We start from the raw sequence: 24,449 nt of genomic DNA, 5'->3' as shown, positions 1-24,449 counted from the left end.
GTTTTTTTGATGAAGGATTATATTAGTTTTCAAGTGCTGGCATAGCAGCAGCAATCGCATCTGCAACTGCATCATCTTCAGACTTGTTTGCAGAAGATGAATTGTTTTTAGGAGCGGCTGGTGTTGCTGCAGGTTTTACAGGCTGCTCAGTGCTTGAATTTGTTTCAGCTGCAGGCGCAGGCTCTGATTGAGCTGGTTCTGGTTTTTTAACTTCACGGCGAATTTCAGTCGTAGTGTTCGCAGTTTGTTCGCGCTGGATTTCAACAGCCGGTGCTGCTGGTGCTTCTTCAACCGGTTCAACTGGTGTTGATTCTAATGGTTCAACAGGCTCAAGTTGTACAGGTTCCGGAGCAACCACTTCAGATGCTGGAGTAACTTCGGTTTGTTCTTCTTTTGGAGCTTCTTTTTTTACACAACCAGTCAGTGTAAGGCCAGTCAGGATCAGGGTACAGATTAAAAGTTTCTTCATCATCATTGCATCAAACAGAATAGTGTAGGGTGTGAATGTTCCTATTATAGCAGCAAAATGCAATATATAAATCATATGAACTTACTGTAATTTTTTTAAGGAATTGCTGTTAGAATAGTCAATTGTTTATTGTTCTTTGATTTGATGCGGATTGACTTTGCTTTATTGGTACAAGGTAAAGTAAAATTGCGCAACATTGCAGGCCGATTTAGGCTCGATTGTACGAGAAACCCAATGACCCATTTTATTTTCGTGACTGGTGGTGTTGTTTCATCACTAGGTAAAGGTATTTCAGCTGCTTCTGTTGCTGCACTTTTAGAAGCCCGTGGTTTAAAAGTGACCATGGTAAAAATGGATCCATACATTAATGTCGATCCAGGGACTATGAGCCCATTCCAGCACGGTGAAGTCTTTGTTACAGAAGACGGTGCTGAAACAGACTTAGACTTGGGTTACTACGAACGTTTCTTGCGTCGTGCGAAAATGACCAAACTGAATAACTTTACATCAGGCCGTGTTTACCAGGATGTTCTGAATAAAGAACGCCGTGGTGACTACCTGGGTGGTACTGTACAAGTTATTCCACACATTACTGACAACATTAAAGAACGTGTACTTCGCGCTGGCGAAGGTTATGACGTTGCGATCGTTGAGATCGGCGGTACTGTAGGTGACATTGAATCTCTCCCATTCATGGAATCTGTACGTCAGTTAATGGTTGAACTTGGTCATAAGCGTACGATGCTGATGCACTTAACGTTACTCCCATACATTAAGTCTGCAGCAGAATTAAAAACTAAACCAACTCAACACTCAGTAAAAGAACTTTTGTCTATTGGTATTCAGCCAGACATTTTGATCTGCCGTACTGAACATGATGTTGATGCAGATACGACGCGTAAAATTGCCTTGTTCACTAACGTAGAAGCGCGTGCAGTGGTCGTGTGTAAAGATGCACGTACGATCTACCAGATTCCACGTACTTTCTATGAACAAAATGTTGATGATCTTATCTGTGAACGTTTCGGCTATGACAATCTTCCAGAAGCAGACCTGTCTGACTGGGATAATGTGGTAGAAGCTTTACTGAACCCTGAATACACTGTACGTGTTGCGATGGTGGGTAAATATGTTGAACTTCCAGATGCCTACAAGTCTGTGAACGAAGCACTTTTACATGCCGGTATTCAAAACCGCGTGAAAGTTCAGATCGATTATGTCAATGCTGAAGAGCTTGAAAGTCAAGATGTCAATGAAGTATTGAAAGATGCGGATGCGATTCTGGTACCAGGCGGTTTCGGTGAACGTGGTACTGAAGGCAAAATGAAAGCGATTCGTTTTGCACGTGAAAACGGTGTGCCATTCTTAGGCATCTGTTTAGGTATGCAGCTGGCTGTGATCGAATATGCACGTAATGTGGCGGGTATTACTGACGCAACATCGACTGAATTCAACCGTTCAACTAAATCTCCATTGATTGGTCTGATCACTGAGTGGTTAGATGAGCGCGGTGAAGTTCAACAGCGTTCAGTAGATTCTGATCTTGGCGGTACAATGCGTCTTGGTGCACAGAAGTCTGAACTGGTACCGGGTACCAAGACTGCTGAAGTGTATGGTGCGGATGAAATTATCGAACGTCACCGTCACCGTTACGAGATGAACAACCGTTATATCCCAGTGCTGGAAGAAAAAGGCATGAAGATTTCTGGTTATTCTCCGGTGCAACACTTGGTAGAAACTGTTGAAATTCCTGCACATCCTTGGTTTATTGCAGTACAATTCCATCCGGAATTTACCAGCTCGCCACGTGATGGACATCCATTATTTGCCGGTTTCATTGATGCTGCGAAAAAACAGTACCAAAAAACCAAATAATGCGAGTTTAAGACACAACTAGGAAGTTTAAATGTCACAATTAAAACCACAAGAAATTGTACGTTTAGGCGATATACAAATGGCAAACCACTTGCCATTTGTACTATTCGGCGGCATGAACGTACTTGAGTCGAAAGACTTAGCTTTTGAAATTGCAGAGACTTATGTTGATATCTGCAAACGTTTAGATATTCCATATGTCTTTAAAGCAAGTTTTGACAAAGCCAACCGTTCAAGCCTGAACTCATTCCGTGGGCCTGGCCTCGAAAAAGGAATCGAGTGGTTAGCCGACATTAAAAAACATTTTAATGTGCCAATTATCACTGATGTACATGAGCCGTATCAGGCTGCTCCTGTGGCAGAAGTTGCTGACATTATCCAGCTACCTGCATTCTTAAGTCGTCAGACTGACCTGGTTGAAGCGATGGCAAAAACTGATGCCATCATCAACATCAAAAAAGCCCAGTTCCTTGCTCCGCACGAAATGCGCCACATTTTGCATAAGTGTCTGGAAGCAGGGAATGACAAGCTAATTCTTTGTGAGCGCGGTTCTGCCTTTGGTTACAACAATCTGGTTGTAGACATGCTGGGCTTCGACATCATGAAAGAAATGAACGTGCCTGTGTTCTTTGATGTAACGCATGCATTACAAACTCCGGGCGGTCGTGCTGACTCTGCCGGTGGTCGTCGTGCGCAGATTACTACACTGGCGCGTGCCGGTATGGCAACAGGTCTTGCAGGTTTGTTCCTGGAAGCTCATCCAAATCCGGATGTGGCAAAATGTGATGGTCCTTGTGCCTTGCGTTTATCTCAACTAGAACCATTCCTGGCTCAATTAAAAGAGCTGGATACTCTAGTGAAAGGATTTGAAAAATTAGATACCCATTGATGCAGTTTTAAGCATCCTGTTATTAATCAACTGAGGAATTGTTCATGAGCCAAATCGTTGACATTCGTGCACGTGAAATTTTGGACTCTCGTGGTAACCCAACCATCGAAGCAGACGTTATCCTGGCATCTGGCGTAGTTGGCCGTGCATGTGCACCATCTGGTGCTTCAACTGGTTCTCGTGAAGCTTTAGAACTTCGTGATGGCGATAAAGCACGTTACCTAGGTAAAGGTGTTAAAACTGCGGTTAACAACGTAAACACTCTGATTCGTGATGCGTTAGTGGGTAAATCAGTATTCGAACAAAAAGACATCGACAACACGATGATCGCTTTAGACGGTACTGAAAACAAAGAAAAATTAGGTGCAAACGCAACTTTGGCAGTATCTCTTGCTGCTGCGCGTGCTGCTGCTGAAGAAAAGAAAACTCCGCTTTACCAATATATCGCAGATCTTCGTGGTCAAAAGATTTTGACTATGCCTGTTCCAATGATGAACATCCTGAATGGTGGTGCTCACGCAGACAACACTGTTGATATTCAGGAATTCATGATTGAGCCTGTAGGTTTCACATCATTCTCTGAAGCGTTACGTGCTGGTGCTGAAATCTTCCATTCTTTAAAATCAGTTTTGAAGAAACAAGGTTTAAACACTGCAGTTGGTGATGAAGGTGGTTTTGCACCAAACCTTCGTTCTAACGAAGAAGCTATTACTGTGATCCTGTCTGCAATCGAGCAAACTGGTTACAAAGCTGGTTCTGACATCATGCTTGCACTTGACTGCGCATCTTCAGAATTCTACAAAGACGGTCAATACATTCTGGCTGGCGAAGGCAATAAATCGTTCACAAGCAACCAGTTTGCTGACTACCTTGCAGGTCTGGTAAACCAATACCCAATCATCTCAATTGAAGATGGTCTGGACGAATCTGACTGGGAAGGCTGGTCTTACCTGACTTCTATCCTTGGCGACAAGATCCAGTTAGTCGGTGATGACCTGTTCGTTACGAATCCTAAGATTCTTCAACGCGGTATCAACGAGAAAGTAGGTAACTCAATCCTGATCAAGTACAACCAGATCGGTACATTGACTGAAACTCTAGATGCCATCTACCTTGCGAAAGCAAATGGTTACTCTACTGTAATCTCTCACCGTTCAGGTGAAACTGAAGATTCTACTATTGCGGATCTTGCAGTGGGTACAGCAGCAGGTCAAATCAAGACTGGTTCACTTTGTCGTTCTGACCGTGTAGCGAAATATAACCAATTACTTCGTATCGAAGAATTGACTCAAGCTGCATATCGCGGTAAAGCTGAGTTCAAAGGTTTGAACTAAGCGACTTATGTCAATGTTAAATGTATTCGACTCCTTGATGAGTAAAGTACTGTTGGGCCTTGCGATCGTTTTGATCGCAGGGTTTCAATATTTATACTGGTTTGGTGAAGGTGGTTATAATGACCATCAGGCATTGACCCAGAAAATTCAGCAACAAGTAGAATTGAATGAAGAGCTGAAAGAACGTAATCGCGTTCTGGCTGCAGAAGTTTATGATTTGAAGAATGGTATTGAAGCCATCGAAGAACATGCTCGTCTCGATCTAGGTTTGATCAAGCCGCATGAAACCTTTGTGCAAATGAGCACTATTAGTACTCAATATAAACCGATTTATCTTAATCCGAATAAAGTAGACCTGAGAACCAATGAATCAGCTGATGTTCCAACAACACCATAAATTGTGGGTCATTTTACCAGCTGCAGGTTCCGGTAGCCGATTTTCCAAAACCGAACTTAAACAATACCAGATGATTCAGGAACAAACCGTTCTTGAACATACGGTTGCACGTCTGAATCAATTGCCATTAGCAGGTTATGTCCTTGCGATTGGTGTGCAGGATGATGTTGCCAAGACTCTGCCATTTTCTCATCTGGATAAAGCACATTTTTGCTTGGGCGGTGCAGAACGCGTCAACTCTGTACTGAATGCCTTGCAATATTTATCTGAGATTGCTTCAGAAGAGGATTGGGTGTTGGTGCATGATGCTGCCCGTCCTTGTGTGAGTCAGAGTTCCTTGATTGATCTGGTCAATACTGCAACTGCAACCGATCAAGCGGCGATTCTGGCCATTCCGGTACGGGATACCTTAAAACGTGTCGTAAAGAATCATGATATTGAAACGACAGTAGATCGTTCGACATTATGGCAGGCACAAACCCCGCAAATGGCAAAACTGGGAATCTTGAAACGTGCCATTCAGCAGGCACTAGCAGATGGCGCTACCATTACCGATGAAGCCAGTGCACTGGAACATATAGACGAACCAGTTCAAGTAGTACAAGGTCGCTCTGACAATATTAAAATTACCTATCCAGATGATCTGGAACTGGCCAAGCTGATTCTGGCTGCCCAGCGCTAAATATATTGCAATAAAAATGGAATAAATCAGTCAATGGCGATTTATTCCGGAGCACTTTAACTTATAATTTCGCCATCATGAATTTTCTACCCGTGGGCCAATGATCCCTTCACAGCAGTATCGTTTTTTGCGGCAGTCCGCACGCGATGGTCGTAGTATTAATCCCCAGAATGCCTCCCGATGGACCAAGTTGCACCTTGATCCATGGCTGCTTTGTTTCCTGATTTTAAATGCGATCTTGGGTCTGATGGTGGTTTACAGTGCTACCTCTGAAGATTCGGGGATGGTGATTCGCCAGGCGATCAGTTTTGGTGTGGGCTTTGTGGTGATGTTTATCTGTGCACAGGTGCCACCGAAGGTTTATCAGGCTGCCAGTCCATATTTTTATATGTTCGGTATCTTTATGCTACTGCTGGTCTTTGTGATTGGTGAAAAGCGTCTGGGGGCAACACGCTGGATTACATTGCCGGGTGTGGGGAGCATGCAGCCGAGTGAGGTAATGAAGTTTGCCATGCCACTGATGATGGCCTGGTACTTTGCCCGTAAACCTTTCCCTCCAAAGTTTCTGGACATTGTCGGTGCTTTGGTAATTTTAGGCGTACCTTTCGTACTGGTGGCATTACAGCCCGATCTAAATATCGGTCTGGTGATCCCCGGGATTTTTGTACTGTTCCTGAGTGGCATGTCATGGCGTTTAATTGCTGGAGCCTTTGTTGCTTTAGCTATTGCAGTGCCGCTGCTGTGGATGTTCTTGTTGCAGGAATATCAAAAGAAACGGATTCTAACTTTATTCGATCCAGAATCAGATGCCTTGGGCGCAGGCTGGAACATTATCCAGTCCAAAATTGCCATCGGTTCAGGCGGAATTATGGGAAAAGGTTACTCACAAGGTACGCAGTCTCATCTAGGTTATCTGCCTGAACATCATACCGACTTTATTATGTCGACTTATGCAGAAGAATTTGGCTTTATCGGGGTGTTTCTGCTATTCAGCCTGTTTACGGCCATTATTATTCGCTGTTTGATTATTGGTATGAATAGCTTTCATAACTTTGGCCGTTTGTATGCCGGTGCGATCGGACTGACTTTTTTCTTCTTTGTATTTTTAAACTCAGGCATGGTCAGTGGGATTTTACCTGTGACGGGTGACCCTTTGCCATTGATGAGTTATGGTGGTACAGCCGTAATTTCCATGTTGGCAGGGATGGGTATTGTGATGTCAATTCATACTCATCGGTAGAAAATTCAATGAAGTAAGTTTTCAAAGCCAGAGTAGTTCTGGCTTTTTTATTGCTCGTATTTATTAAAAGTAGCTTTATGTTATAAATATTCAAGAACTTAGATAAATCGTATGTAGTTTTTATTGTTGAGGGGAAAATGAATAAATTAATGATAACCATTGGAATTTTCGGGTTATCTGTTTCAGCTTGGGCCAAACCACTGAGTCAGGCTGAATTTAAGGCAAAAACCAAACAAAAATATGATGAGTTGGAGTTAAAACTTGCTGTATTGAACTCATCGGTAGACCGACGTGAGCATCCTGCACTTATGATTGCTAAAGCCTGTGAATATGCAACCGGTTTAAAGCAGTTAAAGCATCTATCAAAACAGAATCTGCATCTTGCGGCAGCGCAAGATGAATTCCAGTTTGTGAGTAAACTAGATAATCAGTTTACTCAATCTCTTCAGGATTTGGGAACTACCTATGAAACAGGCTGTGTTTCACAAAAAAAAATAAAGAACAAAAAGCCCTCAAATGAGGGCTTTGTTTTTGGCTGTTTAATACCTAATTAAGAAACCAGGTGTAATAACCCCATAGCATTAACGGCCAAGCCAGAAACGGACTAAATAGCCATTTCCAGAACCAGTGCTGAGGGATAAAGCCAACCCCGTGAATAAAACCGCCTGAAATGCCGATCATGATAAACATCATGGCGCGGTGGCTATATTCCCCGTTAGCATCCAGCATTGCAGCAGGATGAACCAGCAACACCGCTGCGAGTGGAAAAGCCAATAGGCAAGAAATCACCATTGCAAAAGGGTTAGATTTTTTTTCTATCTTTACTTGTTCAACTGCAGCGTCTGTCATCTCTTATTTCTCATCCAGGTCTTGATGATTTTCAATATATAGTGCACTGAGTACACCGGCGAAACAGGCCATCAAAATGCCGAGAATCCATGCGAAATACCACATAATTTTATCTCCTAAGACACAGCCTTAGTACAGGCTGTGTGAATTCTCTTGAATATGTTTTTTGGTAATCACGCCCCACATCTTGTAGTAACACCAAGTGGTGTAGCACAGGATCAGTGGAACGAAGATGCATGCAGCCACAGTCATCACAGTTAAGGTATTTTGGCTGGATACCGCATCCCACATGGTTAAGCTTGCAACTGGATTAATGCTAGAAGGCATCAGGAATGGGAACAGGGCAAAACCGGCAGTTAAAATCGCACCGATCACCGCTAAAGATGAACCCAGGAAGCTCAAGCCAGCTTTATTTTTACCTGCTGCCAGTACAATGATCAAGCCACCCAAAATGCCGGCAATAGGCGCTGCCATCGTGATTGGATAAGTCGAGTAGTTATTCATCCAGCCTGGGTTGGCATTGGTCAATACTTCTTTTGCCAGCGGGTTGGCAACACCATTGGTATCAAAAGGTGTAACCAGGGTATAGCCCTGAATACCACCAAAGTACAGCCAAGCGCCTGCAGCCAGGAAGGTAACCAGATAAACCAGACCCATGATTTGTGTTGCTTTGGCAGAACGTTGGCGTAGGTCACCATCTGTACGCAGCATTAACCATGCACCACCATGTGCACATAGCATCGATAAACTGACCAGACCGCATACAATCGCAAACGGATTGAGCAGGGCAAAGAAGCTGCCAGTATAAGTAGAACGTACAGTTTCATCTAAAGTAAATGGTACACCGAGGAACATGTTGCCGAATGCTACACCGAAGACCAATGCAGGCACTGCACCACCAATGGCTAGCCCCCAATCCCATGAATTACGCCATTTGGTATTTTCCAGTTTTGAGCGATAGTCAAAACCGACTGGACGCAGGAACAGGGCAAACAGGACCAGCAACAGTGCCCAGTACATGCCAGAGAAGGCTGTTGCATAGACCATTGGCCAGGCAGCGAATAACGCACCGCCGGCAGTAATAAACCAGACCTGATTACCGTCCCAGTGCGGCGCAATGGTATTGATCGCTGCACGGCGCTCGCTATCATTTTTGCCCACAAATGGCATGATTGCCATAGAGCCCATATCGAAGCCATCGGTGAGGGCAAAGCCAATCAGCAATACGCCGACCAGCACCCACCAAATGATTTTTAATAATTCATATTCGATCATACGTGAGTCTCCCCATTTGCCTTTTCTGCAGCTGCAAGCTTTTCAAAATGATATTTACCGGTATGCAGTGAGCTTGGGCCAAGACGTGAGAACTTGATCATCAGATACATCTCAATAATCAGTAACACGGTATAGAACGCTGCCAATGCAAGGATTGAACCCCAGACATCACCTGTGCTTAAGCTTGATGCTGAAAGATGCGTCGGTAATACCTCACCAATGGTCCAAGGTTGACGACCTACTTCTGCTACATACCAGCCGGTTTGTGCCGCAATCCATGGAAGCGGCAGTGCAAATAATGCAAATTTTAATAACCAAGGTTTGTTTTCTGCATTGCGTTTAGCCACTGCAAAAGTCGCAAGAATAAATAGAACCAGCATCAGGAAGCCTGAAGCGACCATGGCACGGAATGCCCAGAACAGGCTTGGTACATGTGGAATAGTATCTTTAGCTGCTGCTTTAATTTGCTCATCAGAGGCATCAACAACATTTGGCGTGTATTTTTTCAGAAGCAGACCGTAGCCTAAGTCTTTTTGACTTTCTTCAAAAGCGGTTTTCAGTTCTGGAGACTGATCACCAGCACGTAATTTTTCCAGTTGTGAATAGGCCACCATACCATTACGGATACGCGCTTCATGCTGAACCAGCAGGTCCTTAATACCTGTGACTTGTTCTGTAGTAGAACGTGTGGCAATCAGACCCATCACATAAGGAATTTTCACTGCATAATCTGTAGTCATGGTTTCCTTATTCGGGATACCGAACAAAGTAAATGATGCAGGTGCAGGGTGGGTATCCCATTCGGCTTCAATTGCTGCCAGTTTGGTTTTTTGTACATCGCCCAGCTCATAACCTGATTCATCACCCAGCAGGATCACTGAAAGAGTAGATGCTAAACCGAAAATGGCAGCAATCGCAAATGAACGGCGTGCAAATGGCAGGTCACGTTTTTTCAGCATGTAGTAACTTGAAATTGCCAGTACGAAGATGGCACCAGTTACATAACCTGCAGAAACAGTATGTACGAATTTAACCTGTGCAACCGGGTTAAAGATCAGTGCTGCAAAGTCCACCATTTCCATACGCATGGTTTCATAGTTGAATGCTGAACCAACCGGGTTTTGCATCCAGCCATTGGCAACCAGAATCCACAGTGCAGACATGTTAGATCCCAGTGCAACTAACCAGGTCACGCCCAGATGCTGTACTTTGGATAAACGGTCCCAACCGAAGAAGAATAAACCAATGAAAGTAGATTCAAGGAAGAAGGCCATCAAACCTTCAATAGCCAATGGTGCACCGAAAATATCACCCACATAATGCGAATAATATGCCCAGTTGGTTCCGAACTGGAACTCCATGGTCAAGCCTGTGGTTACCCCTAAGGCAAAGTTAATCCCGAACAGTTTTCCCCAAAACTTAGTCATGTCCTTGTAAATTTCTTTGCCGGAAATTACATAGGTGGTTTCCATAATGGCAAGCAGAAATGCCAGGCCTAAGGTCAGTGGAACAAAAATAAAGTGATACATCGCGGTCATAGCGAACTGGAACCGCGAAAGATCGACCACGCTTTCAGAAATCATCAACGTGTCTCCTTGATTTGGGAAGGATTGCCGGCGATACGCTCGGCGACTTGAGTGTCAAAATCTTTTGGAATAGTAGGCGCATCAAACCAAATATTTTTAATTATCAGAAGTAGAATAATCTTGATAATTAAAATCGCAGTAATCTCTCTTACTGTTTTTTGGTTTAAATTTTTAGAAACTAAGCTCATGTGAACAAGCCTATTATGTGGTTTGTTATATATTATTAATCGATTGTAACTAAAAAATAAATAGACGATACAATTTAAATAAATATATATTTATAAGCATTTGAAAATAATAAATATATATTTATATGAGTTAAAATTTATTCTAATTAGTTTTTATTATTTTATGTAATTTTATTGGTTTTTTAATTTGATTAAAATGCTTGGTTTTAAAATAATGGGATAAATTAATCAAACTAAATTGGTTGGTTTTATAAGGGTTGAAAGGGAAGTGTTATAGGATGTTATTCAAAGATGTGCCTGATAAGTGATCTTGATCACAGGCTTTCTCATACTGTTTCTTTAAGAAAATGCATCAAAAAAAAGATCCCGTTTAGGGATCTTTTTGTATGTCATGTTTAATAAATAATAGCTACAGAGATGTTCTCTTTAAGCGAATAGGTATTCAGCTTAGAAGTCGTAACGCATACCGACTGAGAGTCCAAGTGCAGTTTCACCAGCAGCATTTACACCTTGAGCTGAACCAGCTTTGTTACTACGTGCCTGTGACCATGGGGTAAGGTTGGCATTATCATCATTTAGCATTGCTGCCAGATTGCCATAGATACGGAACTGCTTATCAAGACGATGTTCTAAACCCAGTGCCAGCAGGGTAGAGTTAGCGTGAGAAGTATCAATGTCACGATGGAAGGCATGGCCACGCAAAGTATTTTTATCAGTCAGTTTATATTCAGCACCGACTCCGTAAACATTGGCATCTGCATTGGTACCGTTGCCATCATCAAGAGTAGTAAACTGATAAAGTGCACCCACATTTAATTCTGGAGTCAGTTTATAGGCAGCCGCTAAACGTACACCATCACGTTCTCCTCGGCTGACATCTTCAGCATAATGCTCATAAGCAGCTGCTACATCCCAGTTGCCTGCTTTGTAGTTTAGGCCCAGATCATATGCTTGAGACTTTTCATTGGTCTCTTCGGTTGTATCATTGTTGATCATAGTGCCGTCATGTAAAGACAAAGCTGCTGTTGCGGTGAAACCATCACCAAATTTAGGTGATTTATATTCAATCGTATTCGGGTTACGTTCATCAAAACGATGGTTATAGGCGCGAGTGATGTTACGTAAGTCGCCAACCTGATCACCAAAGAAGTTTGCAGGGCCACGAGCTGCTTTAAATGGGCTGTCAAAACGACCGACTTTCACCTGACCGAAGTCACCTTTAAGTCCTACAAAAGTATCACGTGTTGAGAAGTTGATAGAATCTTCTGTGTCGTCAGAGCCACTTGAAAAGTTGATTTGCTGTTCGATTTGAGCAAAAGCCGTCATGCCATTTTCTAGTTCTTTTTCAGCTTTAAAGCCTAAGCGTGACGAGTTCGATGATAAAGCCACCTCATTGTAGTCTTTACCATCATCCAGATAATCTAAAGAAACGTGTGCACGACCATAAATTTTAACGTCAGCAGCAGCTGCCATGACTGGTGTTAAAATTGTTGCCCCAATTGCTAATGCAGATAACGTTTTTTTCATGTGTTGCTCCAATAAAGACTTTTTTATTCATCGTCTTAAAACAAGTTTCAGTCATGTCTTGAAACATGTACCGCTCTATTGGTGCCAAGTATTCATTACAAATAAGTCAATATGATTAAGGAAATATTGCAGATCTATGAAATCTAAAAGGGAGCAATTTTAATTTTTAAGGATCTGTGTAGGATTTCTTTTGCTTTAGTTAAAGCTGATCAGGTGAATAAGAAATACTGTTCTTAACAAAATTATTTGAGATAAATTCTGTATTTATTAATAATGATAAAAAATGAAAAATAAGGCATAAAAAATGGAGCCGAAGCTCCATTTTTGAGGACTAAGAATGTATCAAAGAGCAGCTCTAATTTTCTCTGCAAGTTGCTTGATCTTTTCCTGATCGCCCATTTGTGCCGCATGTTTGCCAAGGTTGTGCAAAGAGGTAGGTACCAGATGGAAATGAACATGCGGAACAGTCTGACCCGCCGCAGCGCCAGAGAGCTGCATGAGTACAATGCCATCTACACCTAAACCTTTTTCAATCGCTTTGGCAATTTTTTGCACCACCTGAATGGTATAGGCTGCAACTTCAGGATCCAGGTCAAGCAAGGTAATTGCTGGAGTTTTAGGAATGACCAGAGTATGACCATCGGCCTGTGGCATGATGTCCATAAATGCAAGAACTCGGTCATCTTCATACACTTTAATTGCTGGAAGTTCACCACGCAGAATTCGTGCAAAAATATTTTGGTCATCGTAAGTCATAAGTGCATTCCTTGAGCAGAATTGAATTGTATTATTTACAGTTCAATTCTTTCTGACGTTCTTTGATCGCGTCAAGACGTTGCTGCTCTTTTTCTGAAAATTTTGGCTTGGTTGTGTAGCAATTGTCATTAAACTTTGCTTTCGCTTCAGGGTCTTTAAAACAGAAACCTTTAGACGCATAAATCACATCATGATCATTTTTTAATTTTTTGCACTCTTGTTCAGATGCAAGAACCGATGTTGAAGCCCCGAACAAAGTTGCAAAGCCAATCAATGCTGCAACAGAAAATTTCTTCATGAGAGTTTCCTCTGGGTTATCCACTATATGTGCCTGCCTAATAGTCACAATATGAGGTTTCGTTATCATTATTCAATGGCGAGATATTACTCGATGGTAATATTACTCCATGATTCATACATTTTTACAGCACTGGAAAAGTCACTATTTTTATCCGACAGATTGCTAGCAGCTTGCACCAGACTTTGACCTAAAGCGAGAAGTGGCACTGCCAGTTTGGCATCACGCGCGAGATCAAGTGCAATGCCGGTATCTTTGGCTAAAAGAGGCAGGGCAAAGGTTACGGGAAAGCTGCGGTTTAAAATACGCTGTGGCAATACGGTTTCAGTCACCATGCTTTTACCACTTGAAGCATTAATACAATCCAGTGCTTCATGAAGGTTTACCCCATGCGCTTTCAAGGTAGTAAAGCCCTCAGCAACGGCACACAGGTTTACAGCCATTAACATATTATTTACCGCCTTCACAGCAAAACCTGCGCCAGATTCACCGACATGCTTGATCAGCTTACCAAAAGCCTGCATCGCAGGAAGGGCTTTTTCAAAGCCTTCCGCATTACCACCGACCATCACAGTCAATGTGCCATTTTCCGCACCAATGGTCTGGCCACTCACAGGTGCATCCAGGAAAATCACACCCTGTTCAGCCAGTGCTTCTTCTAAGCGTCGGGCAGCGTCAGGAACACCACTGGTACAGTCTACCCAGATACTGCCAGCTTTAAGGCTGAGGCCTTGGACTAATGCTTCAACATCGGCACTGGTCGGCAGGCAGGAAAAGATAATATCTGCCTGAACTGCCTGTTCTAAAGCGACAGCTTGTGTGCCATATTCAGCAGCATGTTCTTCAGCCTTGGCAAAAGTACGGTTCCAGACATAGACTGTCTCAAAATGCTTGGGTAAATGCGCTGCCATGCGATAACCCATTGCGCCTAAACCAATAAATGCCACTGACTGAATCATGTCATACCCTCTGAACAAAATAATAAATACCTGAAAATTGCCGGCTCTTCCGGAATTAAGCATCTATCCGGGTTGAGCGTTGTGCCAGCCAGGTGGTCAGTTTCGGCCAGAATGTATTGGCTGTTTTCTGATTGGACATCAGTCCAAGATGACCACCCGGGATAAGAGTAAACGTCTTATCAGTACTACTTGTCAATTCCATCAAAGGCTTAGCTGACTGTTCCGTAACAATCTGATCGGTTTTCCCAGCCCCGACCAGTAAGGAACAATTAATATTTTTCAGGTCAATCGTTCGGCCGTTTAAAGTCATCGAGCCATTTTTTAAAGGGTTTTGCAGCCATAGATGCAGCACCATGTCCTGATTGATTCCACCCGGATAATCAATCATCTTGTTCAGAAAATTACCCATGGTGGCATGTTCATAGACATCTTCAACATTTTCCAGATTCAGCAGAAACTGCTTCTGGCTTTTAAACCAGCCAATCGGATCAAGCAGCTTAAATCCTAATGCATTGATGATGCCGGGTGAATGAATATATTCCTTGGGAATCAATCCTTGGTGAATCGCCTGTTGCAGGTTTTTATTTTTGGAAATGAGCTTATTGGTGGTGCTAAATAACTTGCCGACTCGACCTGAGGCATAACTGTCAATCGGGCTGCCCAGCACAATCAGGTTTTTAACATGTTCAGGTGAATGCAATGCCATATAAAGCGTGACAAAAATTCCGGCCATACTCCAGCCATGCAGGGAAATAAACTGACTACCTGAATGCGAGCAGATCCGTTCAATCGCCTGAGGTATTGCGCCGTCGATAAAAGACAGGAAATTCAAGTGACGGTGTTTATAACGGAAACGTTTCCATTCCACTAAATAGACATCAAAACCGCTATGCTGAAAATGCTTGACCAGTGAACGGTAAGGATACAGATCATAAATATCCATATTGATCGCAAGAGGGGCAACAAAGACTAACGGCTCACGGTACTTTTTTTCAGGCGCTGCATAATAGCGAATTTTGCAGAATTCAGTCGCAGCAATATATTCAAAGGGCGTTTTTTGCGAAAGAATCAGGGACGACGAGTTAAATAACCGTGCATTCAGGTGTTTTAATTTTTTCTTCTGGCGTTGAATATTTTGTTTTAACTGAATCATGTAAATAATTTATCCGTATACAAAGGAGAATTGGTCGAAGTCTAAGCAATAATTGCTTATTATGCCTTGACCTGAAATAGCTTAGACGCTCAAAATGTTGGCAATTTTTTACAAAAGGCAGCCTTTGGGCTGAAGTAAAGTGATGAGCCAGCAAGACGATTTTAACTATCAATTAGAAACTTTAGCCATCCGTACCGGTCACACCCGTAGCTTTGAGGGTGAGCATGGTGAACCGATTTTTCTAACATCGTCATTTGTTTATGAAAATGCGGCTGAAGCTGCAGCAAAATTTTCAGGCCAGGAGCCGGGTAATATTTACTCTCGCTTTACCAATCCAACCGTTGCCATGTTTGAAAAGCGTCTGGCTGCCTTAGAAGGCGCAGAACGCGCTGTTGCAACCAGCTCTGGTATGGCTGCGATTATGGCTGTGGCGATGGCTTACCTGAAAGCAGGCGATCATGTCATTTGTTCACGCGCCGTATTTGGTTCAACAGTTTCTTTATTTGAAAAATACGTAGCTAAATTCGGTGTCGCAGTTGAGTTTGTCGATCTGACGGATCTGGATGCATGGAAAAATGCTATCAAGCCAGAAACCAAATTACTCTTTGTTGAATCTCCGTCAAACCCATTGGCTGAAGTGGCAGATATCCAGGCTTTGGCAGATATTGCACATGCCAATGATGCATTGCTCGCGATTGACAACAGCTTCTGTACACCAGTGTTACAACAACCACTCAAATTTGGTGCAGACTTAGTCGTATATTCTGCGACTAAATATCTGGATGGCCAAGGCCGTGCACTCGGTGGCGCTGTAGCAGGTAACCATAAACTGCTTGAAGAAATCTTCGGTTATGTACGTACCACTGGTCCTTCTATGAGCCCGTTCAATGCTTGGGTATTCCTGAAAGGTCTGGAAACTTTACGTTTACGTATGCGTGAACATTCTGCCAATGCACAAAAACTGGCAGAGTTCTTAAATGCACATCCGAAAGTAGAAAAAGTTTACTATGCAGGTTTGCCTGAACATGTTGGTCATGAACTGGCTGCAAAACAACAAACCGGTTTCGGTGGTATCGTATCTTTCGAAGTGAAAGGCGGCCGTGAAGGTGCCTGGAAAGTAATCGACAATACCCAGTTCATTTCAATCACTGGTAACCTGGGTGATGTGAAATCAACGATTACTCATCCAGCAACAACCACGCATGGTAAATTGTCCCCAGAAGCCAAAGCAGCAGCGGGTATTCGTGAAGGTTTAATTCGCGTTTCTGTTGGTTTGGAAGAGATTGATGATATTATTCGCGACATTACACGCGGTTTAGATCTAATCTAATTTTATAAATATATGTTCGGAGATCTTTATGAACATTAATATGTTGATGCAGCAAGCACAGCGCATGCAAAAAGAAGTCGAAAACAACATGAAAAAAGCCAAAGAAGAGCTTGCGCAAACTGAAGTGCATGCTGAGGCTGGTGGCGGTCTGGTGAAAGTCACCATGACTTGCCGCAATGTGGTGAAACGTATCGAGATCAATCCTGAACTGTTACAGGACGATCCAGATATGATCGAAGATCTGATTGCAGCAGCGATGAATGATGCAGCGCGTCAAGCAGAAGTGATCTCTGAAGAGAAAATGAAATCTGCAAACTCAGGTATGGGCTTACCACCTGGTCTGGCTGGTTTATTCTAAGGAAGTATGCGCAATGTTTAGTGATCGTTTTGATCAACTGGTTCAAGCATTACGCATTTTGCCAAGCGTTGGGCCGAAATCGGCCCAGCGTATGGCTTTGCATTTAATCATGAAAAATCGTGAAGGGGCGATCGGTCTGGCACATGCCTTAACTGAAGCAACCGATCACATTCATGAATGCTCGATCTGCCATTCATTGACGGAAGATGAAGTCTGTAATATCTGTACCTCACTTGAGCGTGATGATGAACTGCTTTGTGTCGTGGAATCACCGGCAGATGTCATGGCAATTGAGCAAAGCGGCAGTTTCCGCGGTAAATATCATGTTCTGGGTGGTCATCTGTCACCTCTAGATGGAATCGGGCCTGAAGAAATCGGTATTCCCTATTTACTGCAACGCTTAAGTCAGGGACAGATCAAGGAAGTGATTCTGGCTACCAATGCGACTGTCGAAGGACAGGCAACCGCGCATTATCTGGTTGAAGCCAGTAAACATTTACCGGTGCAAATGACGCGTATCGCTCAAGGGGTGCCTCAAGGCGGAGAACTGGAGTATGTCGATAGTCATACATTGAGTCAGGCAGTGCATAACCGGATGCGAATTAAGTGAAATATTAATTATATTCTCTTAATATATAATATAAAAAATATATTAGTAAAAATATAAAATGTTTACTAGATAAGCTATATTCGAAAAATATGGAACAAAAAGTGTGATTTGGTTGTCATATTTTTATATAAAAATTCTATATATCGGGTAATATAGCTTCATCGAGCATCTAATTTTAGACTCAGTCTTTATGTTTCAATTTATTCAACATCAGCACGACTTAAACCATGTCCTGAACCTTATGGATCAAAATCCGGTCTATGGCCTGGATACAGAATTCATTAAGGTAGACACCTTGTGGCCAAAACTTGGTGTTTTTCAAATCAATGTCAATAACAATGTCTATTTGCTGGATGGAACAACACTGGATCTGAGTGAATTTCTGAACAAGATTTTTAATGCTCAACAGAATATTTTCCATGCCTGCAGTGAAGACATTGACCTGATTTACCATTACACCCAGAAAAAAGCCCTGAGCAATGTCTTTGATACACAGGTCGGTATGTCTTTCCTCGGACATGGTTTGCAGGTCAGCTATCAGAATGCCTTGAAACAGATGCTGGATGTCGATATTGAAAAAGATCAGACCCGCTCTAACTGGCTGGCACGTCCTTTAAGCTCTGAGCAGTTACTGTATGCAGCCAATGATGTGCATTATCTGGTGCAACTGTCGGATAAGGTCAAACAGGATCTGGAAAGCAAATATCTGCTCGATTTCGCTCTTGAGGATTGCCGTTTTCTGACCCATGAAATTGGTGAAGAAACACCGACTGCCTTACTTTATCAGGATGTCGGTAATTATCGTCATTCACGCCGTCAATTAATGCAGTTGCAACAACTGGCTGTATGGCGTGAGCAGATTGCCAAGGCGTTGAATCAGCCACGCAGCTTTATTCTGAAAAACTCGACCATGATTGATCTGGTAGAGAAATTCCCGCGCAATAATTTCCAGCTCAGTCAGATAAAGGACATCCGGGCCAATATTGTCCGCGAACATGGCAAGACCATTTTGGATCTGTTGAAATTCCTGCCTGATCAAGCCGAATGGCCGCTGCGTCTGGCACGTCCAATCCGCCATTCATCCAGAGAGATTGGCGAGAAGGTCGAAACAATGATCCAGAATATATCCAATGAAATCTCTGTACCGAAAGAAGTGCTGATGCGAAAGAAATGGCTGAATGCCTTATATCAGCATGTAGTATGTCATAAGGATGAACAGGATCTGCCAAACTACTTGCTCGGCTGGCGCTATGAGTTATTAACTCTGCCACTAATTAAGGTATTGCATCAGGATGAGTCTTATCTGTCGACCCAGATGAAAGTGGTTGAGTGATTTTTACTGGATTGATTAAAGATAAAGCAATTATACAAAATCACGACTGATGCATTTGAAGCGGCTAATGTTTCTGTCGTTTTTTTGATGTATCCTTGCGATTGTTTTTTCAGAAAAGTCGTTTGAAATATGCAAGTGTCTATCTACAAATCTAGCAAAAAAGATGAAATGTATCTTTATGTGGCGCGTCCTGCAGATGAGAACGAAGCCGAAACATTTGAACCACTAGAGGTATTGGCTGAACCGGTACGTGTGGCGTTTGGTCGTGCGACTTTTGTTATGCATCTTGAATTGAGTGAATCGCGTAAACTGGCACGTGCTAATGTTTTACATGTGATGGATTCAATTTCTACCCGTGGTTTCTTCCTGCAAATGCCACCAGAAGGTTTGATTAACCCGAATGCACCAGCGCCAGAAGGTCTTCGTGGGGCTTAAGCTCAGTTCAGGAGTTGTGAAATGAATGGTTTTGTAGCTGTATTGGACTCAATTCCTGACCAGAGTATTGCGTTTGCAGTGTATCTGCTGGGCAGTCTGATTGCGTTAGCTTGCTGGTATGGCGTGACCAAGCGCATGCCAAAGGCAATGGGCGGTTTTTTATGGCTATTGGCCTTTGCCGTGCTGTTGACCCCAACCGTTTCTGAAGGCAGTAATGCTTCAGTTGCACCTGCTATTTTCGGGCTGCTGTTTGGGATTCTGACCAAGGAATATGAACTCGTTTGGATTAATGCGTCACTTATTTTATTTGTCATTGGTATCGGGTCTGTGATTGGCTATTGCTGGTCGACCTATGCATCCAGTAAAACGGGTCTTGGGTCAAACAAGAAAAGTTCACCGCTGTAAATAGAAAAATAAGGTTCAATCATGTCTGCTGATATTCAACAATTCTCAGGTACGGATCAGTACATTGCCACTGACAGTTTAAAACTGGCTGTGAAAGCTGCGCGTAGTTTGCAAAAACCCTTGCTGGTTAAAGGGGAGCCGGGTACAGGTAAAACCTTGTTGGCTGAACAGGTGGCACAAAGCCTCGGACTGAAGCTGATTACCTGGCATATCAAATCAACGACCAAGGCACAGCAGGGCCTGTATGAATATGATGCAGTATCACGCTTGCGTGATAGTCAGTTAGGTGATGATCGCGTTTATGACATCAAGAACTACATCAAGCCGGGTAAACTCTGGGAAGCGTTTACCAGTGAAGAGCGCTGTGTATTGCTGATTGATGAGATCGATAAAGCAGACATCGAGTTTCCAAATGACTTGCTGCACGAACTCGACAAGATGTCTTTCTTCGTTTATGAAACGGGTGAAACCATTACTGCGACCCAGCGTCCGATTGTCATCATCACTTCAAATAACGAGAAAGAACTTCCAGATGCCTTCTTGCGCCGTTGTTTCTTCCACTATATCGAGTTTCCGGATGAAGCGACCATGCGTGAAATTATCGATGTGCATTTTGAGAATATTTCAACAACGCTGGTGAATGAAGCTCTGCAAATCTTCTTCAAATTACGCCAGATTCCAGGCTTGAAAAAACCACCTTCAACTTCTGAACTGATCGACTGGTTAAGTCTGTTGATGGCAGATGATATGCCGGAAGACATTTTAAGAAATACTGATAAGTCCAAAGCGATCCCGCCTTTGTACGGTGCGCTGATCAAAAATGAGCAGGATGTACAACTGCTTGAACGTCTAGCCTTTATGTCGCGTCGCTAAGGGAGAAACACGCATGTTTGTGCGATTGTTTTATACCCTTAGAAAATATGGCGTACCGGTTTCCACCCGTGAGTTGATTGATCTGAATCAGGCGGTAGCGGCAGGCGTGGTTTTTGCCGATCAGGACGAGTTTTATCAGCTTGCTAAAACTGTGATGGTCAAAGACGAGCGCTACTTCGACAAGTTCGATCGCGCCATGAAAGATTACTTTGATGGTATCGCGACTTTTGATTTGGATGAACTGCTGAATCAGGTGCATAAATTGCCCAAAGACTGGTTTGATCTAGAACTTTTGGAAAAGCACTTAACTCCTGAACAGCGTGAAGAACTAAAAAAGGCCGGATCGCTGGAAGAACTGATGAAAATGCTGGAAGAGCGCTTGCGTGAACAGCATAAAAAACATCAGGGCGGGAATAAGATGATTGGTACTGGTGGCACATCGCCATTTGGTGCCTATGGTGATCATCCTGAAGGTGTGCGCATTGGTGGGCCGGGGCGTAAACGTTCCGCTGTCAAAGTCTGGGAACAACGTCAATACCGTAATCTGGATGATGATCAGATTCTTGGTAGTCGTCAGATGCAGATGGCACTGCGCCGTTTGCGTAAGTTCGCCCGTCAGGGTGCGGCTGAAGAGCTGGATATTGATAGCACTATTCGTGAAACCGCCAAACAGGGGATTCTGGATGTGCAATTGGTACCGGAGCGACGTAACCGTATTAAAGTTTTAATGCTGTTTGATATTGGCGGATCGATGGATGCGCATATTGCTCAGTGTGAAAAACTGTTTAGCGCCGCCAAAACCGAATTTAAGACTCTGGAATATTTCTATTTCCATAACTGTCTGTACGACTATGTCTGGAAAGATAATGTCCGTCGTTCCAGCTCGCGCATGAATACCTGGGACTTGTTCAATACCTATGGACGGGATTACCGGGTGATTGTAGTGGGTGATGCCAGCATGGCTCCCTATGAGTTGAACTCCGTCGGTGGTTCGGTCGAATATATGAATGATGAGGCAGGACAGGTCTGGTTACAGCGTCTGCGTCAGCATTTTGATAAAACCGCCTGGCTTAATCCTGAAGAAGAAAAATACTGGCATTACACGCATACTATTGGCCTGATTAAGCAAATCTTTGAAGATCATATGTTTCCAATGACCTTAAAAGGCATTGAGGATATGACCAAATATCTGGCGCGTTGATTCCATTTATCTATAAGTGACTTTATCTATAGTTATTAGTGCTTTAAAACGAAATATTCTAGTATAAAGTCACTTGTTATACCTTATTCCAATATTCAGGAATTATTATGGCTCATCAAATTAATGGTATTGCGTTGCCGAACGAAGAGGGTTTCTTTGGTCAATATGGCGGTCAGTTCATTCCACCAGATCTAAAACAGGCCATGGATGACATCAATGTTGCCTATCAGGAAATCCGTCAAACTGAAGAATTCCAGAATGAATTAAAAGACCTGTTTGCCAATTATGTCGGCCGTCCTAGTCCTTTGTTTCATGCTAAACGTCTTTCTGACCAGTTAGGTGGAGCACAGATCTATTTAAAACGTGAAGACCTGAATCATACCGGTGCACATAAAATCAATCACTGCCTGGGTGAAGCACTGCTAGCGAAATACATGGGTAAAACCAAAGTCATCGCTGAAACGGGTGCAGGTCAGCATGGTGTGGCATTGGCTACTGCATGTGCTTTGGTGGGTATTCCATGTGAAATTCATATGGGCCAGGTGGATATCGAAAAAGAACATCCAAACGTCGTTAAGATGAAAATCTTGGGTGCTAAGCTGATTTCTGTGACGCGTGGTACTGCGACCCTTAAAGATGCAGTTGACAGTGCTTTTGAAGAATACTTGAAAGATCCGAAAAACTATATCTATGCGATTGGTTCGGTGGTAGGACCGCATCCATTCCCAATGATGGTGCGTGATTTCCAGTCTATTATTGGCGATGAAATCAAGGTTCAAACCAATGAACGCTTCGGTGCAAACCCAGACTATGTTGTGGCATGTGTAGGTGGTGGTTCAAATGCTATGGGTGCATTCACTGCATTTCTAAATGATCAAGAAGTCAAACTGGTGGGAGTAGAACCTGCTGGTCATGGCCTAAATACTGATAAGCATTCCGCAACGCTGACTTTGGGTAAACCAAGCCAGTTGCATGGTATGGCATGCTATGTACTCGAAGATGAGCAGGGTGAACCTTTACCTGTGCATTCGATTGCTTCCGGTCTGGATTATCCAGGCGTAGGACCACAGCACAGCCTGCTTAAAGATCTAGGTCGTGTGGAATACACTACGGCGACAGATCAGGAGTGTCTGGATGCCTTTATGACCCTGTCGCGCGTTGAAGGAATTGTGCCAGCATTAGAAAGTTCACATGCAGTGGCTTGGGCAATTCGTGAAGCGGCTAAGCTGCCTAAAGAGACTAAGATTGTAGTGAATCTTTCAGGTCGTGGTGATAAAGATTCTGATTACGTGGCAGAGAAACTCGGTCTTTAATTTGATTTATAGTCATAATCAAAGAAATCCCAGCTTTAAGACTGGGATTTTTTATATCTGATCTGGTTTTGATATGGCATTGTCATTTATTTGTAATGACATTTGAGTTTAAATCTTAATTTACGTATTGAACTAAGAAAGAATTTAGCCTGAAATATATTGTTGTAATTGATCAATCAGCTTACGTTGATCTTCCATTGCAGCTTTGACCAAGTCACCAATCGAAATCAGGCCAATCAGTTTGTCATTTTCAACTACAGGTAAGTGGCGTAAATGGCGGTCAGTCATTAATGCTAAGCAGTCTTCAACAGAAGTTGCAGAAGTCACGGTTATGACTTTAGGTGTCATAATTTCATTGACCGTGGTATCAAAAGAGGTTCTTTGCATCAATGCGATTTTACGGGTGTAATCACGCTCTGACAAAATGCCGACCACACTATCTTCGTGGGTAACGACCAGCGCCCCAATTCCTTTTTCTGCCATCAGGCTAATTGCTTCTAAAACTGTAGAGTCTGGACGGATGGTATAAACTGCCTGATGTACTTTATCACTGAGCACTTGTGCTACGTTGGTCATTCTATTGAGTCCTTTTTATCTAATTATTATAAGTCCTAGAGTATGTATCCAACCGAACATCTCTAGGTGTCTATTCTATGTCTTTATAAATAACATGTTTTTAGGCAAAGTGCAGCCTTTGTTGTGAAAAAAACAGGTGACGCATCTGTGGAATTGATAATTTCAGTTTAGTGCCATTGCCGCTACATAAAGTAGGTGTCACGGCTAGTCGGGACAGTGTAGGTAATAAGTTGTTTTCGAAATCTTCCGGGTTGATTCTACGTGGTACATAACCTGGCCAATGTTCCTTGGCATAATTTTTGGCATCCAGAGAATTAAGCCAGAATGGAAAAATATAATCTTCCTGATCGCGCATCATCGCCCAACCCTGATGATAGACGCCCCACAAAACGCCGCAATACATCATAGATTTGAGGATGGTGAGCCTCAAAAGAAAGTTTTTACAAATCGGGTCGTATTGAATAATTTTTCGCATTGTCGTTAAAATAAAGTGCTATTAGAGTTCAGCTCTATTCTAGAAAGTTCCAGTGAAATTACT

General features: G+C 42.9%; 29 protein-coding genes. 16 read left to right on the top strand and 13 right to left on the bottom strand.

Going from position 1 to position 24,449, the window contains the following annotated elements; genetic code table 11:
• Window positions 1–22: 22 nt before the first annotated feature.
• Window positions 23–475 carry a hypothetical protein gene (locus tag AC4MBN_RS08075; RefSeq protein ID WP_491880109.1) on the bottom strand — a complete coding sequence of 151 codons (453 nt, stop codon included), beginning with the start codon at window positions 473–475 and terminating at the stop codon, window positions 23–25.
• A 228-nt stretch (window positions 476–703) separates the two neighbouring features.
• Here AC4MBN_RS08075 and pyrG point away from each other — a divergent pair, with 228 nt between their 5' ends.
• From pyrG to AC4MBN_RS08040, 7 genes are all read left to right on the top strand, one after another.
• Window positions 704–2,344 carry a CTP synthase gene (gene pyrG, locus AC4MBN_RS08070; RefSeq protein WP_180054055.1) on the top strand — a complete coding sequence of 547 codons (1,641 nt, stop codon included), beginning with the start codon at window positions 704–706 and terminating at the stop codon, window positions 2,342–2,344.
• Window positions 2,345–2,375: 31 nt separating this feature from the next.
• Window positions 2,376–3,233, top strand: coding sequence for a 3-deoxy-8-phosphooctulonate synthase (kdsA, locus tag AC4MBN_RS08065; protein WP_004783756.1), 858 nt, complete (start codon window positions 2,376–2,378; stop codon window positions 3,231–3,233).
• Window positions 3,234–3,277: 44 nt separating this feature from the next.
• The gene (gene eno / locus AC4MBN_RS08060; RefSeq protein ID WP_034171067.1) at window positions 3,278–4,567 is read left to right on the top strand and encodes a phosphopyruvate hydratase; all 1,290 of its coding nucleotides are present in this window, start codon (window positions 3,278–3,280) and stop codon (window positions 4,565–4,567) included.
• 7 nt (window positions 4,568–4,574) lie between these two features.
• On the top strand, window positions 4,575–4,964 hold the full coding sequence (locus AC4MBN_RS08055; protein ID WP_004783752.1) for a septum formation initiator family protein: 390 nt from the start codon (window positions 4,575–4,577) through the stop codon (window positions 4,962–4,964).
• Window positions 4,933–5,646: a 2-C-methyl-D-erythritol 4-phosphate cytidylyltransferase gene (gene ispD / locus AC4MBN_RS08050; protein ID WP_491880108.1), complete on the top strand. Its 714-nt coding sequence runs from the start codon at window positions 4,933–4,935 to the stop codon at window positions 5,644–5,646. Before AC4MBN_RS08055 ends, ispD begins: the two co-directional genes overlap by 32 nt.
• Window positions 5,647–5,746: 100 nt before the next feature.
• Window positions 5,747–6,886 (top strand): rod shape-determining protein RodA, encoded by a 1,140-nt coding sequence (rodA, locus tag AC4MBN_RS08045; protein ID WP_180003734.1) that lies wholly within the window; start codon window positions 5,747–5,749, stop codon window positions 6,884–6,886.
• 137 nt (window positions 6,887–7,023) lie between these two features.
• On the top strand, window positions 7,024–7,440 hold the full coding sequence (locus AC4MBN_RS08040) for a hypothetical protein (RefSeq protein ID WP_491880107.1): 417 nt from the start codon (window positions 7,024–7,026) through the stop codon (window positions 7,438–7,440).
• On the opposite strand, the gene AC4MBN_RS08035 is transcribed toward AC4MBN_RS08040, so the two are convergent.
• From AC4MBN_RS08035 to AC4MBN_RS07990, 10 genes are all read right to left on the bottom strand, one after another.
• Complete coding sequence (locus tag AC4MBN_RS08035) at window positions 7,433–7,735, bottom strand: cyd operon YbgE family protein (protein WP_159123153.1); 303 nt, start codon at window positions 7,733–7,735, stop codon at window positions 7,433–7,435. The genes AC4MBN_RS08040 and AC4MBN_RS08035 overlap by 8 nt on opposite strands.
• A gap of 3 nt (window positions 7,736–7,738) precedes the next feature.
• Window positions 7,739–7,840 (bottom strand): cytochrome bd-I oxidase subunit CydX, encoded by a 102-nt coding sequence (gene cydX, locus AC4MBN_RS08030; protein WP_004783742.1) that lies wholly within the window; start codon window positions 7,838–7,840, stop codon window positions 7,739–7,741.
• A 24-nt stretch (window positions 7,841–7,864) separates the two neighbouring features.
• Entirely contained in the window at window positions 7,865–9,010 is a 1,146-nt protein-coding gene (gene cydB, locus AC4MBN_RS08025) for a cytochrome d ubiquinol oxidase subunit II (protein ID WP_419364782.1), read from the bottom strand.
• Window positions 9,007–10,593: a cytochrome ubiquinol oxidase subunit I gene (locus AC4MBN_RS08020; protein WP_419364780.1), complete on the bottom strand. Its 1,587-nt coding sequence runs from the start codon at window positions 10,591–10,593 to the stop codon at window positions 9,007–9,009. Before AC4MBN_RS08020 ends, cydB begins: the two co-directional genes overlap by 4 nt.
• On the bottom strand, window positions 10,593–10,784 hold the full coding sequence (gene cydP, locus AC4MBN_RS08015; RefSeq protein WP_419364778.1) for a cytochrome oxidase putative small subunit CydP: 192 nt from the start codon (window positions 10,782–10,784) through the stop codon (window positions 10,593–10,595). Before cydP ends, AC4MBN_RS08020 begins: the two co-directional genes overlap by 1 nt.
• A gap of 447 nt (window positions 10,785–11,231) precedes the next feature.
• Entirely contained in the window at window positions 11,232–12,311 is a 1,080-nt protein-coding gene (locus AC4MBN_RS08010) for a porin (RefSeq protein ID WP_475654362.1), read from the bottom strand.
• A gap of 342 nt (window positions 12,312–12,653) precedes the next feature.
• Entirely contained in the window at window positions 12,654–13,067 is a 414-nt protein-coding gene (locus AC4MBN_RS08005) for an HIT family protein (protein WP_491880106.1), read from the bottom strand.
• Between the two features lie 31 nt (window positions 13,068–13,098).
• The gene (locus AC4MBN_RS08000) at window positions 13,099–13,365 is read right to left on the bottom strand and encodes a YARHG domain-containing protein (RefSeq protein WP_419364772.1); all 267 of its coding nucleotides are present in this window, start codon (window positions 13,363–13,365) and stop codon (window positions 13,099–13,101) included.
• An 86-nt stretch (window positions 13,366–13,451) separates the two neighbouring features.
• Complete coding sequence (locus AC4MBN_RS07995) at window positions 13,452–14,324, bottom strand: NAD(P)-dependent oxidoreductase (RefSeq protein ID WP_491880105.1); 873 nt, start codon at window positions 14,322–14,324, stop codon at window positions 13,452–13,454.
• 55 nt (window positions 14,325–14,379) lie between these two features.
• Window positions 14,380–15,477, bottom strand: a complete 1,098-nt coding sequence (locus tag AC4MBN_RS07990) for an alpha/beta fold hydrolase (protein ID WP_491880104.1) — start codon at window positions 15,475–15,477, stop codon at window positions 14,380–14,382.
• 142 nt (window positions 15,478–15,619) lie between these two features.
• On the opposite strand from AC4MBN_RS07990, the gene AC4MBN_RS07985 reads away from it, so the two are divergent.
• From AC4MBN_RS07985 to trpB, 9 genes are all read left to right on the top strand, one after another.
• The gene (locus AC4MBN_RS07985) at window positions 15,620–16,807 is read left to right on the top strand and encodes an O-succinylhomoserine sulfhydrylase (RefSeq protein WP_180012395.1); all 1,188 of its coding nucleotides are present in this window, start codon (window positions 15,620–15,622) and stop codon (window positions 16,805–16,807) included.
• A 28-nt stretch (window positions 16,808–16,835) separates the two neighbouring features.
• Window positions 16,836–17,165 carry a YbaB/EbfC family nucleoid-associated protein gene (locus AC4MBN_RS07980; RefSeq protein ID WP_004783723.1) on the top strand — a complete coding sequence of 110 codons (330 nt, stop codon included), beginning with the start codon at window positions 16,836–16,838 and terminating at the stop codon, window positions 17,163–17,165.
• Between the two features lie 13 nt (window positions 17,166–17,178).
• A complete protein-coding gene (gene recR / locus AC4MBN_RS07975; RefSeq protein ID WP_125279141.1) occupies window positions 17,179–17,775 on the top strand; it encodes a recombination mediator RecR in 597 nt (198 codons plus the stop codon).
• A gap of 190 nt (window positions 17,776–17,965) precedes the next feature.
• Window positions 17,966–19,108, top strand: coding sequence for a ribonuclease D (locus tag AC4MBN_RS07970; RefSeq protein ID WP_104426037.1), 1,143 nt, complete (start codon window positions 17,966–17,968; stop codon window positions 19,106–19,108).
• A gap of 129 nt (window positions 19,109–19,237) precedes the next feature.
• Window positions 19,238–19,543, top strand: a complete 306-nt coding sequence (locus tag AC4MBN_RS07965; protein ID WP_004783715.1) for a YcgL domain-containing protein — start codon at window positions 19,238–19,240, stop codon at window positions 19,541–19,543.
• A 21-nt stretch (window positions 19,544–19,564) separates the two neighbouring features.
• Entirely contained in the window at window positions 19,565–19,948 is a 384-nt protein-coding gene (locus AC4MBN_RS07960) for a hypothetical protein (protein WP_180003755.1), read from the top strand.
• Between the two features lie 21 nt (window positions 19,949–19,969).
• The gene (locus AC4MBN_RS07955; protein WP_180179955.1) at window positions 19,970–20,821 is read left to right on the top strand and encodes an AAA family ATPase; all 852 of its coding nucleotides are present in this window, start codon (window positions 19,970–19,972) and stop codon (window positions 20,819–20,821) included.
• A gap of 13 nt (window positions 20,822–20,834) precedes the next feature.
• Window positions 20,835–22,022, top strand: coding sequence for a vWA domain-containing protein (locus tag AC4MBN_RS07950; RefSeq protein WP_180003757.1), 1,188 nt, complete (start codon window positions 20,835–20,837; stop codon window positions 22,020–22,022).
• A 107-nt stretch (window positions 22,023–22,129) separates the two neighbouring features.
• Window positions 22,130–23,335 (top strand): tryptophan synthase subunit beta, encoded by a 1,206-nt coding sequence (gene trpB / locus AC4MBN_RS07945; protein ID WP_312536754.1) that lies wholly within the window; start codon window positions 22,130–22,132, stop codon window positions 23,333–23,335.
• Between the two features lie 144 nt (window positions 23,336–23,479).
• Here the strand turns inward: trpB and AC4MBN_RS07940 are convergent, their stop codons facing one another.
• Both AC4MBN_RS07940 and AC4MBN_RS07935 read right to left on the bottom strand, forming a co-directional pair.
• Window positions 23,480–23,911 (bottom strand): CBS domain-containing protein, encoded by a 432-nt coding sequence (locus AC4MBN_RS07940; RefSeq protein WP_419364764.1) that lies wholly within the window; start codon window positions 23,909–23,911, stop codon window positions 23,480–23,482.
• A gap of 100 nt (window positions 23,912–24,011) precedes the next feature.
• Window positions 24,012–24,386, bottom strand: a complete 375-nt coding sequence (locus tag AC4MBN_RS07935; RefSeq protein WP_034171083.1) for a DUF2750 domain-containing protein — start codon at window positions 24,384–24,386, stop codon at window positions 24,012–24,014.
• Between the last annotated feature and the right edge of the window lie 63 nt (window positions 24,387–24,449).

Source organism: Acinetobacter sp. CAU_H_60, from assembly GCF_058599385.1.
Note: the sequence above shows the minus strand (reverse complement) of the source record. Positions and strands in the feature narration are given on the sequence as shown.